Here is a 12,603-nt window from a genome sequence, read left to right on the forward strand (position 1 = left end):
CTCGTTGGGAAGCGACACGCCCATGCCCAATCGCATGACGGCGCTCAGTTCAGAATTCCAGCAGACCCCCTGGACAGCGCCATCTGGGCCCCAAGACATAACGTCCTTTTGCCCTGCCCCGCGGTCTCGTCGCTGCACGGGACAGGGCAACTCAACTCGCTACTTCGCCACGACCGCCTGGTTCTCCTGCGCCAGGAGCCACAGACCGGTGCCGATTGTCGGGTCAGGCATCCCGGGCAGCACTCGCGCCGGTCGCAGGGACGACAACTCGCTTAGCCAGCCATACAGACCCTTGGTCCGCCCCATTTCCTTCAGGACCGGCTCGCCCTTGATCTTCCCCTGCCGGGCCGCCTCCTCGACAGCATCCTGGAAGTTGCCCAGCTTGTCCACCAGGCCCACACGTAGTGCCTGACTGCCGGTGTAGACACGGCCGTCGGCGAGCTTCTTGACCTGGTCTACCTTCATGTTCCGACCCTTGGCGACGTCGTTGACGAACTGGTCGTAGACCTCGGTGATCATCGCCTTGACCATCTCGCGCTCGTCGTCGCGCATGGACCGGAAGGGGCTCATAGTGTCTTTGTACGGACCGGAGGTCACGGTCTCGTCCTTGACGCCATACTTGGCGGCCAGGCCGGACCAGTTCACCGACTGCATGATGACGCCGATGCTCCCGGTCATTGTGGCCGGGCTCGCCATGATCGTGTTGGCCGCGGAGGCGATGTAGTAGCCTCCTGAGGCCGCGACGTCACCCATCGACACGATGACTGGCTTCTTCTTCGCTCTGAGCTTCATGACCTCTTCATGGATGCTCTGCGAAGCCGCTGCACTCCCGCCGGGGCTGTTGATCCGCAGCAGCACGGCTTTCACCGAGCGGTCCTTGCCGGCCTGCCGAATCTGCGCATTGACCTGCCGGGCCGAGAAGGGTGCTGCACCGAAGAGGCTGCCGCCGTCTTCGCCCTCCTGAATCATGCCGGTGATGGCGATCACCGCGATGCGGTCACCAGCGGCCATGGAAGTCGCAAGGTCCGAGCTGCTGGGCCCCACCATCACCATGACGACGGCGCCGACCAGACCGATCACTACCACCAGCCCCAGGCAGACGATCAGAGCGATCACGCAGCCGTGCATCCCTCGCCGGGGAGGCTGGGCAGCAGGTGGTGGCTGATACGGCGCCTGGCCAACCGGCGGCACATATCTGGGTGGTGGAGGCGCCGGCGGTGTGGTCGCGGACACCGGCGGAACCGGCGGCGCAGGAGCAGGTGCCGGCGTCTCCGCCGGTGGTGTCGGTGGGGCTGCCTGCGGTGTTGCTTGTTCGGCGGAAGGACCCTCTTGTGGCTGCTGTGGAGCGTTCTCAAAACCGTCTGAGGCCATGCTTATCACCGGCCCTGGAATGGGGCAACCAGCCTTGACAGGAGCTGGCGCCAACCGTATACTCCGAACACTTGCCGAGGTGGCGGAACTGGCAGACGCACCGGACTCAAAATCCGGCGAGGCTCAACCCCTCGTGCGGGTTCGACTCCCGCCCTCGGCACCAAACCCCTTTTCCGCAGCTATGGTTCCCGGTGAAGCTTGGAACCACAGCATCCCCTCTTGTGTAGGCCATCATTCTACCAGAATCCAGTCCGGCAAGCTATACCGCGCCACAATCCCTCGCAGTATCGTGCCTGCGGAGCGGCGGGAGGAGTCTCAGCAGGGGCTACAGGCTGCGGAGCAAGGCTACCTCGTCGGCGGCTTTTGCCCGCGCAGCCTTCTCACGAGTTCGGCAAGCTGTTCAGGCACATAGTGCGCCTCCCGGACCTGGGAGTTCTTGGCGGGGGCCTCCGCCAGCCTGCCGACCAGATCAGGAGGCAGCGCGTCCAGCTTGGTCAGCAGTCTCATCAGCTCCTTGGCGTGTGCGAAGCTCGCGGCCTGCTCGAAGCGGGCCACCAGTGCCTCTCGCATCCGGCCCCTTGTGCCCTCGACCCTGTAGAGCAGAGCGTTCAGTAGGTTCTGGCTGAGATCAGCGGGGCTGCGCCCAGATCCTCGTATGGCCTGAATGTAGCCGATGAAGCCATAGGGGTCGCAGCCTATGCTAACCGGGATCACCGGCACAGCGCGTCCAACGGCCGCCCCAATCTCCTGGTCGGTCCAACTGCTGCTATGGAAGTCGGCGGTGAGAAGGGCCACGAGGGCGTCCATGCTGAGTAGTGCGCGTGTGATCTCGGACTGCCACTCGGCAGTCGGCTCGATATCCTCGTGAGCAACGAAGCACGAGATTCCGTAGTCCAGGCAGTTCTCCTTCATCCTCGATGCAAGCGCTTTGTCCTCGGCCCTGTGGCTTATGAATAGCCGCAGGTAGTCAGTGCCCCCCCAGAGGTCAGCGTTCTGCTCTCGGACGGGAGTGGGCACTGGGCCATCCGATCCACGTTCGCTGTCGACAGCAACGAGGACATGCCTCACGTACTCGCCGGGAACGCGAACCACACGGTCCAGCTCATCACGAAGGCTGTGCTCAAGGGCCTCCAGGTTATCTAGGTCTATGTGATCGTATACGTTCTGGGGCACAGAGAACGTGATCGTGTACTCTGTGCTGTCCCCCGCCAGTTCGTCCGACTCCTCAAACGCCTCGATACCTGGTCTGCCATGCTTGAGAACAAGGCCCTCAAGTACCTTGCCGTTGCTCGCGCACCCGTCAGCTAGCCTTGGTATCAGGTACCTCAGCTGCCCAGGGACTCTGTGCTCTGACATCTCCAAAGGTGGTGTCACCCCCACGGCTGTTCCTCACGGTCAGAAGCGCATCGCTTCTGCGGGAGTGCACCCTTCGCTTTCCGCCGCTGTGCAACCTTCGCCACCCATTGGCCAACTGTAACCCTGCAACCATACCAGCAACTGACGTGGTGATGCCTCAACACCGCACCCAGCAGCCCGGCTTCTCGCTACACCAGCCCATCCGTGCGGAGTTGGTAGTAGGCCAGCTCTCCCGCGAAGAACTGCGAGGTGTGTAGCGTGCGGTAGTCGTAGTGCCGCAGGGCGCGGAGGATCGCCGGGACCAAGGGCTCGACAACACCCCGGTCCGGGCACAGCGAGACCACCCAGGCGGCGAAGAGCGGCTCGCGAACCAGGGAGGACTCGTAGGGACGCCGCGGGGACGCCTGCGCGAACAACCGCAGCTGGTCTTCCGCCAGCGCGACCGCCTCCGCCACACTGTTCTGCGGCCGCCACAGACGGCTCATCACTCGCCAGTCCTCGCAGGGGCCCATCTCGGCCTTGTTGTCATACTTCAGGGCCGTCGCCAGACTCTTCGACGCCAGGTCGGCACTGCGTCGCAGGCCGTCCAGATACCGATCGCGGAGAGCCGGCTCCGTCTCGATCTCCCAGAGCTGCCGCAGGGCCAGCACTGAGCAGGACCCCGTCCACGACTGCGGCGTCGGCTGCTCGAAGACCATTCCCTCCGCACAGAGCTCCAGCCGCGTCTTCCCGCTGTTGAGGCTCTGCTGCTGCGCTGCCTGCCGATAGCGCTCCTCCCAGGGACCCTCGCCGGTGAGCAGGCCCAGCATCTTCAGGAAAAGCAGCAGACGCGGGGCACCCTCGAAGTGCGTCCGGCCGAAGTCGCCCCGATAGTCGAAGGGGGGCCGGTCACAGGGAACACGCCAGCCGCTGTCGGCCAGGACCTGCAGCACCTCGGTGACCTTCGCTCTGATCTCATCACGCTCGGAGCTGGTCGGGAGGTCGCTGTGCAGGTAGCTCCAGAGCCCGCAGATCCACGGTGAGGTCTGGTCGTTCGAGCCAAGGGCGTAGTGGGTGCTGCCGTCGTCTGATAGGCCACGGGCGATGAACCCCGGCCGCTCTCCCACCGAGGCCAGCTTCGTCAACCCGCCCGCGATCTTGCGGGCCTTCTGGCTGTCCTTCTCCCTGCGGGTTCGTGCCGCTCGCTGTACCGCCCCGGTCAGGTACAGGCCGCCGAACATCGCGCCATCCTCGTTCGGGCAGCCCCAGGACAGACCGTTGGGGTTACTCGCCAGGCACTCCTCGGCAGTGGGCAGCGAGACCTCGCCACTGAGGCCCGCGCCATCCAGGATGAACTGGTCGCGGTCGATGAACCGCCGCCACAGTTCGGCGTGGGCATGCTCCACAGCCTGCTCAACGGGGGATTCTTCAGGTCGTGCCGAGGGCCTGACGCCACTCTCGGGCGCAGATCCAGAGACCATCTCACATCGCCTCCCAGGGTACCTGCCGACAGGGCGAAGCGCACTCTATCGGTTCCAGGTACGGGTGCGGTCCGAGACCCTCTTCCCTGTGTCGCCGGCGGTAACCTCTATATGCTGACTGGGGGCGTCCCCCTCGCCAGAACCACACCAGCACGGCCGTGGGAGGCCGTGCTGGTGTAGGGTCCGTCTCTGATTCTCGGGGCACTGCTTGTGGGGCTAGGCGTTGTACGGGTACAGCGACTCCTTGTAGATCCGCGCAACCGTCTTGCGGTCCGCAGGGATCGGGGCCATCGCCAGCAGCCCGTCCAGAGACGGAGTCTTCATCGCCAGCTCCGTCAACCGCTCCAGGTCATCCTCCGCGTAACCCTCGTCGGACAGTTTGCTTGTCACTCCCAGCGTGAACAGCCAGTGCTCCACTCCCTTCGCCACACGCTCAGCCTCCGCAGGAAGCGCCTTGAGGTCCGGTACGATCGGCGACAGCACGTAGGCCAGGACCTCCGGCACCGCCGGGTAGATCGCTTTCACGACCGACGGCAGCAACATGGCCAGGCCCAGGCCGTGAGACAGGTCAGGCTTCACAGCGCTCAGCGGGTGCTCCAGGGCGTGGGTGAAGTGCAGCAGGCCATTGTCGAAGGAGATCCCGGCGATCAGTGAGGCGTACATCAGGTAATACCGGGCCGTCAGGTTGTCTGGATGGTTGAGTGCCTCCGGCAGGTACCGGGCCACCAGTCGGACCGTCTCCATCGCCAGGAGAGCCGTATAGGGGCTCGCCACCTTGGTCGTGCTCGCCTCGATCACGTGGTTGACCGCGTCGATGGACACAAACCGCGTCTGCCGCGGTGAGAGGCCGACGGTGAACTGCGGGTCATCGATCGCATAGAGCGGATACAGGCAATCGTAGGCGATCGCCGGCTTGTAGTCCTTCTCCGGAATGGTGACTACTGCGAACCGGTCCACCTCGGTGCCGGTGCCGTGGGTGAGGTTTATGGCCACGATCGGGACCGCTTCCTCCGGCGCGAACTGCAGCTCGTACAGCTCGCCGGCGTTGCGGTCCGGGTACTTGAGCAGCGCCGCTACGCTCTTGCCGGCGTCGATGGGGCTTCCGCCACCAATGGCGACCACAGCCTGGGCACCGAACTTCTTGCCAATCTCCGTCGCTGCATCTACCTCGTGAACGGTCGGATTGGGCGTGACCTGGTCATAGAGCGCGTATTCCAGACCCGCTGCCTTGAGGGCCGGCTCCACGTGGTCCCATACGCCGGTCCGCTTGTACGACCCGCGCCCGGTCACGACGAGCACCTTGTTGACGCCCTTGCCCTTCAGCTCCTGGGCGATGTCCTTGATCTTGTCGATCGCGCCCACACCGAGGTAGGCGAGCGTCCGCGCCCGGATCTCACGCACTTCGTTGATCGGAATCTTGGTCTCCCACATCTTGAGGGCCTCCTTGGACGCCCAATACAGCCTCGCGTCCTATATCTCAGACTGCTTCGAGTTTCTCGGCAGTCTCAATCGCTCTTTCCTTCTCTATTATACTCAGTATACTGACTATGTCAAACACAAATCGCGGCTTTTCTCTCGAATCACCCCGCGGCTGCATGCGCCGGCTATCACCAGGCCAAGATTCGGTGTCACGACGCAGACTCCTGGAGAGGACCACCCGTGGGAGGTGCCAGCGTGATCGGGGGAGCTGTGACACTGGGAGACGGACCGTGAGGGGATGCACAGACGAAACGCGCCCGGCAAGGTCGCCGGGCGCGTCGAAGTGGTTGGTTGGGTCTGGCACGGAACTAGAGGCGCGGGTCCCCCATGTGGCGGAAGCGCTGGTAGCGGCGCTCCATCAACTGCTCCGGGGTGAGTTCTTTCACACTATCGAAGGCGGCGCTCAGCGAAGCCCGCAACAGGGATGCCGCCGCAGCCTCATTCATGTGGGCGCCGCCGGGCGGCTCGGGAACGACCGCGTCGACGATCCCCAACTCCAGGGCATCCTTGGCCGTCAGTCGCAGAGCCTCAGCAGCCTCCACCTTGCGCTCCGGACTCCGCCACAGGATCGCCGCGCAGGACTCCGGCGCGATAACCGAGTACCACGCGTTCTCCTGCATCAGCACAACGTCGCCGACGCCGATGCCGATGGCGCCGCCGCTTCCTCCCTCGCCAATCACAACGCTGACGATGGGAACCGGAAGTCCGAACATGTCGCGCTGGTTGGAGGCGATGGCCTCGCTGATTCCGCGTGCCTCGGACTCTTCCAGGCAGTCGGCACCCTTGGTGTCGATGAGGGTGAGGATCGGGTGCCCGAGTTTGGCCGCCAGTTGCATGATCCGCATTGCCTTGCGGTAGCCCTCGGGCCGAGCGCTCCCGAAGTTGCGCTGAAGCCTCTCGGCGGAGGTCCGCCCCTTCTGCTGGGCAATGACGGCAATCGGCTGGCCCTGGAAGTGGCCCAGACCCGCCACGATAGCTCCGTCATCCCCGTAGCGTCGGTCGCCGTGAAGCTCGACGAAGCCGTCGATGAAGGCTTCGATGTAGTCCAGCGCCAGCGGGCGCGCCGGGTTTCGTGCCAACTCAACGCGCTCCCAGGGCGACAGCTCGTGCTGGGGAAGCCCCGCCTTGGCCGCTATGCCCGGCTCCACATCCTCGGCGAGGCGCAACTGCGCCGGACCGGTCTCGACGTAGCCTTCCTGACTCTTGTCTGCACCCACAGCCCACTGCAGAATCCGCGCCAGCGTGTCCTTGAACTGCGGCCGCGGGACTAGAAGATCCAGCATTCCGTGCTCATACTGGAACTCGGCGGTCTGGACACCCGGCGCCATCTTGATGTTGGTGACCTCAATCACGCGCGGGCCGCCGAAGCCCATAGCCGCCTGGGGCTCGGCCAGGACAATATCGCCCAGGAAGGCATAGCTGGCAGTGACGCCACCGTAGGTCGGGTGCGTCAGCACACTGATATACGGCAGACCTGCCTCGGCGAGCTTGCCGCAGGCGCCTGCCGTCTTGGCCATCTGCATCAGGGAGACGAGGCTCTCCTGCATCCTCGCGCCACCCGAGGCGCTGAAGATGATGACCGGAAGCCGCTCGTCGACCGCACGCTCCATGAGGCGGGCGACCTTCTCTCCCACTCCCCAGCCCATACTTCCGCCGATGAACTTCAGGTCCATGATGCCCAGGCCGACGGGGATGCCCTTGATCTCCGCACGCCCGGTGATGATCGCCTCAGACATACCCGTCTTCTTGCGGGCGGCTTCCAGCTTTGCTGCATACTCGGGGAAGTGCAAGGGGTCGTGGATGGGCAGGTCGACGTCCCACTCACGGAAACTTCCCTCGTCGGCCGTCAACTCCAGCCTCTGCCACACGCTCAGACCGAAATGGTAGTCGCAGCGGCCGCACACCCAGGCGTTTTTCTCCAGCTCCTTGGTGTAGAGGAGCTGATGACAGCCGGGGCATTCCTCCCACAGGTCGGCTACCTGCACGGGCTGATCATCATGGCGGGCCGGGTCTGCAGACATTGTTCGCTCCATGCGGGCAAGGACGGGCGGCCGTCGGTCGGGGATCGGCCCTGTGCTGTGGATAGAGACCGTACGAATCACTAAGCGCTCGCCCGTATTCGGCCATCCTACCTCCGAACACGTCCAAGGGCTGGTGCGGATCTCTCTGCTGCAGAAGTCGGGAGGAGCGAAGCTTCCTCCCCCACCCGTTTCGTGTTGCCCACTATTATGCTAAGATACTGCTCATCGCACAACCCTGTCTACGCCGCACGCCCGGAGGCCCAGGCATGGCACTCAACGACCTGCGCAAACAGATTGACGATATCGACAGCGAGATAGTACGGCTCCTGGGCGAACGTTTCCGTGTTGTTGCGCAGGTTCGCGAGGAAAAGGCCCAGTCCGACGCCCCGATCTACGATCCTGCCCGGGAGGCCATGTTGCTCCGTCGCATCTGCGAGATGCGCGCCGACCCCTTGCCGATACCGGCCCTGCGCGCGATCTACCAGGAAATCCTGTCGGCCAGCCGAGCCTTCCAGGCGCTCAAGGTCGCCTACCTGGGGCCCCCTCTGACCAACAGCTACCTTGCTGCCCTGAAGCAGTTCGGCACCTCAGCGTACCTCGTACCATGCCGGACTGTCGAGGACATTTTTGACGTGACGGAACGTGGCGAGGCGCATGTAGGCATCGTTCCCATCGAGAACTCGGTCAATGGCATCGTCGCCGAGACCTGCGATTGCCTGGTGGAAACGCCCCTGCGTGTCTGCCTGGAGACCTACGTTCCCATCCACCATGCGCTGCTGTCCAAGTGCCGTCTCGAGGACGTCAAGATCGTCTTCTCGCATCCGCAGGTCTTCGCGCAGTCCAGGGAATGGCTGCGCGACAACCTGCCAAACGTCGAGCAAGTCGCCAGCTCAAGCACCGCAGCAGCGGCCCGGCAGGCTTCACGCGAGGAGTACGCTGCAGCGATTGCCCCTTCCATTTCCGCCGAGCCCTACGCGCTCAACATCCTGGCCGAGAACATCGAGGACCGCCCGGACAACCGCACACGCTTCTTCGTGGTCGGCCAGTCGGATTCGTCGCCCTCGGGTCGTGACAAGACCTCCATCGTCTTCGCTGCCTCGCACCGGCCGGGCTCACTGCACGACGCTCTCAGTCCTCTGGACCGGCATGGCATCAACATGACCCTGATCCAGTCACGACCCGCGCATGCACAACTGTGGGAGTACGTCTTCTTCGTCGACTTCCTGGGCCACGTGTCGGATCCCGAGATCACTCAGGCCCTGGACGACCTGCGCCAGAGCTGCCTCAACCTCAAGGTGCTGGGCAGCTACCCGGCCGCGGAGTAGCAGCTCCTCCGAACCTCAGGCATGCGACAGACCGTTGCGGAGTTGCGCCGCCTTCTCGAAGGCGGCCCTCCCCTGGTCGGTGCCACGGAAGTCGCGAATCTGCTCGATGCGCTCTCGCAAGTCCGGCCGGGTGCCGATGAAGGAGCCGATGCGGTAGTGCCGCTCGAGCTGCGGGCCGTCCGCTGACAGGTCAGTGGCCCCCTGCAGATACGTCTCCAGGTCTTCCTGACTGATGTCAGCCTGCGGATCGCGGGCGATGGCCTGCTTGAGCAGCGCCAGGTTGAGCGTCACCTCACCCACGACCAGCACAGCCGCACGATCCCCGGTGTAGTCCACGAGGTCGGTCCAGCCACGCATGAACATGGACATCAGCCACAGCGGCAAGAGGCCGATCCTCACCCCGAGGCTGGTGTTCTGGATCCAGGTGATGGCGATCCATACCCGCACGTCGTGGGCCGATAGGAGGCCGATCTCGCGAGCCACCAGCCCGAGGAACTGCTCCTGCGTCAGGGCATCCTGCAGCGGGCGACTGGCGATGATCGATCCCTGCCTGCCGGGGATGCTGAAGATGTAGGCCGCATCGTCATGGACGATGTACAGATCGGGCGGCTTGCGTAGCCCGAGGAACTGGGAGCACTGGGTGACAAGGGTGTACAGCTCACCGTGGGTGCCGGGCATTACGCGAGCCTGCCGACCGGCCTTCTTGAGCTGTTCCTGTCTGGGCTTGGCGGAGAAGTAGTTCGCCAGGAAGACGGCGGCAAGGGGCCAAAGGAACAGGTACGCGAACCGCGGGTCGGGCAGTCCCGACGCCTGGCGCTTGAAGATCAGGAACATCGCCACGACCCAGACAAACAGAATGAAGATGCTCGCCACGGCGGTCCAGTAGACGCCTGTCTCGCCAGGGAAGCGGTAGTCTGCCGGCGTGATCTCGACCTTGGTTCGGCGCGAGGTGGCCTTCGACTTGCGGGCCACTAGACTTCACCACTTTCTTGTCCGGTCTTCACGATTCGCAGACGTTCCACGTGCTGTTCCGTCCCCTGTTCGACAATGAGCTCCACTGGCCCTTCCCTCACACTCTCACCCACTTGCGGAATTCGTCCCATTCGCCCGGCTACAAGGCCGCCGACCGTCTCATACTCGTCCTCAGGCAACTCCAGACCGAGCCGCTCATTGGCCTCGGCGATGCGTGTGTTCCCGTCCACCAGGGCCTCGGTTTCCGAGACCGCGAAGATGTCGTCCTCCGTTGCATCGTGCTCGTCCTCAATGTCGCCTACGAGTTCCTCGAGGATGTCCTCGATCGTCACCAGGCCCTCGGTGCCGCCGAACTCATCCAGCACGATCGCGATGTGTACCTGTCGGTCCCTCAGTTCTCTGAACAGCTCATCGACTTTCTTGGTTTCTGGTACGTAGACCGGCTGACGGGCGAGGCAGGCCACGTCGCCCTCGTGATGACCATCCCGCAACTCGTGCAAGAGGTCCGCCACGTAGAGGATGCCCGTGATCCGATCAATGGAATCCTCGTAGACAGGGATCCGCGAGTGTCCACTCTCCACGGCAACCCCGACGACTTCCTGGATGGTCGCGTCCCTGGGTACGGCTACGATGTCTACGCGAGGCACCATGATGGCCCGGGCGACGGTGTCCTGAAGCTCGATGACACTGTCGAGCATCTCCCCCTCTTCGCGCTCCACAACCCCTTCTTCCTCGCCAATGTCCGCCGCTGCCTGAATCTCTGCCGCGGTCACGAAGTGCGTTCGGCGGGCGGTCGTCGCATCTCCCGGCCTCACAAAGAGGTGGCTGACACCGGTGATGAGCCGCACGAAGGGCCTGGTCACTACGGTAAGCCTGGCGACCGTCGGGCCGACCCACAGCGCCGTCTTCACCGGTGCCAGCGATCCCCAGGTTTTCGGGGTGAGCTCGGCAAAGACCAGGATCGACGCGATCAGACCGACGTGCCATAGCTCAGCCGGCAACGACTCAGTGTTGCCGAGGGTGTGCCGGAGGAGAACCGTGGCCATGGTTGCGACCACGATGACCGAGGTGTTGACGCCCACGATGACAGCGCTCAGGTACTCCTGCCCGGCACGAAGCTGCTGCACGATCCGGGCACGCCGATTGCCCTGTTCCACGAGGCGCCGCAAGGTGATGTCGTTGATCGCCAGCAGGGAAGCCTCCGCCAGTGACAGCAGAAAGACTGCTCCCATGCCCAGGACGATCACGACAGCCCCGACAACTATGAGTGGGTCATCCAACTTGGATACCGACCTCCGCGAGCCCGTGGGCTCGTTGCCGCTGTCTCAACCGTGATTACTCCGGCTCTGCCGGCTGCCCGTGCTCAAGGACTCTGATCTTCTCGAGCCGAGGCCCGGTCATGCTCTCTACGGTGAAGCTCAGGGTGCCGTACTCGACGCTCTCGCCGACGACGGGGATGTGACCTAGCTGATCCAGCACCAGTCCGCCAAGACTCTCGTAGTCATCGGTCGGGAGCTGCGCCCATGCCAGGTGGTCGACCAGTTCATGGAGGCTGACCGTCGCGTGGCACATCAGTTCGCGCTCGCCGACCTCCACGACCTCCGGCTCCTCATTGTCATACTCGTCCTGGATGTCGCCGACGATCTCTTCGAGCAGGTCCTCAATGGTCACTAGGCCGGCGGTGCCGCCATACTCGTCTTTCACGATGGCCATCATCTGGTGCTCCCGGCGCAACTGCTCCAACAGGTCATCGGCGAGCAGGCTTTCGGGGACATGGTAGGCCGGCCGGGCGACAGAGCTGGCGGGCCGCTCCAGATCGTTCCCCAGGGCGTAGGGAAGCAGGTCCTTCATGTAGAGGACACCCACGATGTCGTCCGTGGTGCCCCGGTAGACGGGCAGGCGTGAGTTTCGGTGACCGAGCCCCAGATCGAGGGCTTCCCGCAGCGTGTCGTTCTCCTCCACGCACACCATGTCGGGTCGCGGGGTCATGATCTGCGCAACGGTGTGGTCACCGAACTCAAGGACACCCCGCAGCATCCGGCGCTCTGTGGCTGCGATGGCTCCCTGCTCCTCGCTTTGCTCAATCATCGCCTTCAGATGCTCCTCGGTAACGCTGGGGAGCACCGTGCGAGCGCGGAGCCCAAAGATCCGCAGGATCAGGCGTGAGATTGAGGCGAGGACTATCACAACGGGCAACAGCACCAGGGAGAAGAGGGCGATGGGAAGGGCGCTGCGAAGGGCCGTCCGCTCGGTGTTGCGCGCGGCATACTGAATCGGGGTAACCTCGCAGAACACCATCACGATCAGAGTCATGGTGATTGCCGCGATGACTGGGCCGAAGGTGGGGTGGAGTTCGCTGGCGTAGGCGACGGCCAGGCTTTCCGCGGTGTAGTTCGACGCCGTGATGCCGATCAGGATGGTCGACAGCACGATCCCGCGATGGGCCAGCAAGACCGAGAGCCAGGCAGCAGACCGCACGCCTGAGTCACGTAACTGACGCACGCGCGTAGGTCCGACTGCGAGGAAGCCCACCTCGCTTCCGGAGAAGAAGGCGGACACGATCAGCAATACTAATAGAAGAGGTAACTCGCCATCAGGCGACAAGACTGCCACCCTGTC

General features: G+C 64.0%; 9 protein-coding genes and 1 tRNA gene. 2 read left to right on the forward strand and 8 right to left on the reverse strand.

Going from position 1 to position 12,603, the window contains the following annotated elements:
- Positions 1-159: 159 nt before the first annotated feature.
- Complete coding sequence (gene sppA / locus ABFE16_16765; protein ID MEN6346958.1) at positions 160-1,116, reverse strand: signal peptide peptidase SppA; 957 nt, start codon at positions 1,114-1,116, stop codon at positions 160-162.
- 328 nt (positions 1,117-1,444) lie between these two features.
- Between sppA and ABFE16_16770 the strand changes: the two genes are divergently transcribed.
- Positions 1,445-1,534 (forward strand) — tRNA-Leu (locus tag ABFE16_16770).
- A 182-nt stretch (positions 1,535-1,716) separates the two neighbouring features.
- On the opposite strand, the gene ABFE16_16775 is transcribed toward ABFE16_16770, so the two are convergent.
- The 4 genes from ABFE16_16775 to ABFE16_16790 form a co-directional block, all read right to left on the reverse strand.
- Complete coding sequence (locus ABFE16_16775) at positions 1,717-2,727, reverse strand: toll/interleukin-1 receptor domain-containing protein (protein ID MEN6346959.1); 1,011 nt, start codon at positions 2,725-2,727, stop codon at positions 1,717-1,719.
- A gap of 188 nt (positions 2,728-2,915) precedes the next feature.
- A complete protein-coding gene (locus ABFE16_16780; protein MEN6346960.1) occupies positions 2,916-4,187 on the reverse strand; it encodes a hypothetical protein in 1,272 nt (423 codons plus the stop codon).
- A gap of 216 nt (positions 4,188-4,403) precedes the next feature.
- The gene (locus ABFE16_16785) at positions 4,404-5,618 is read right to left on the reverse strand and encodes an iron-containing alcohol dehydrogenase (GenBank protein ID MEN6346961.1); all 1,215 of its coding nucleotides are present in this window, start codon (positions 5,616-5,618) and stop codon (positions 4,404-4,406) included.
- A 356-nt stretch (positions 5,619-5,974) separates the two neighbouring features.
- On the reverse strand, positions 5,975-7,687 hold the full coding sequence (locus ABFE16_16790) for an acetyl-CoA carboxylase carboxyltransferase subunit alpha (protein MEN6346962.1): 1,713 nt from the start codon (positions 7,685-7,687) through the stop codon (positions 5,975-5,977).
- Positions 7,688-7,953: 266 nt separating this feature from the next.
- Between ABFE16_16790 and pheA the strand changes: the two genes are divergently transcribed.
- Positions 7,954-9,012, forward strand: a complete 1,059-nt coding sequence (pheA, locus tag ABFE16_16795) for a prephenate dehydratase (protein ID MEN6346963.1) — start codon at positions 7,954-7,956, stop codon at positions 9,010-9,012.
- A 15-nt stretch (positions 9,013-9,027) separates the two neighbouring features.
- Here pheA and ABFE16_16800 read toward each other — a convergent pair whose 3' ends face one another.
- From ABFE16_16800 to ABFE16_16810, 3 genes are read right to left on the reverse strand one after another with little or no spacing between them, the layout of a single operon-like run.
- The gene (locus tag ABFE16_16800) at positions 9,028-9,984 is read right to left on the reverse strand and encodes a hypothetical protein (protein ID MEN6346964.1); all 957 of its coding nucleotides are present in this window, start codon (positions 9,982-9,984) and stop codon (positions 9,028-9,030) included.
- Positions 9,984-11,264, reverse strand: a complete 1,281-nt coding sequence (locus tag ABFE16_16805; protein ID MEN6346965.1) for a hemolysin family protein — start codon at positions 11,262-11,264, stop codon at positions 9,984-9,986. Before ABFE16_16805 ends, ABFE16_16800 begins: the two co-directional genes overlap by 1 nt.
- Positions 11,265-11,319: 55 nt before the next feature.
- The gene (locus tag ABFE16_16810; protein ID MEN6346966.1) at positions 11,320-12,597 is read right to left on the reverse strand and encodes a hemolysin family protein; all 1,278 of its coding nucleotides are present in this window, start codon (positions 12,595-12,597) and stop codon (positions 11,320-11,322) included.
- Positions 12,598-12,603 lie beyond the last annotated feature (6 nt).

Source organism: Armatimonadia bacterium (genome assembly GCA_039679385.1).
In the GTDB taxonomy this organism is placed as follows: domain Bacteria; phylum Armatimonadota; class Zipacnadia; order Zipacnadales; family JABUFB01; genus JAJFTQ01.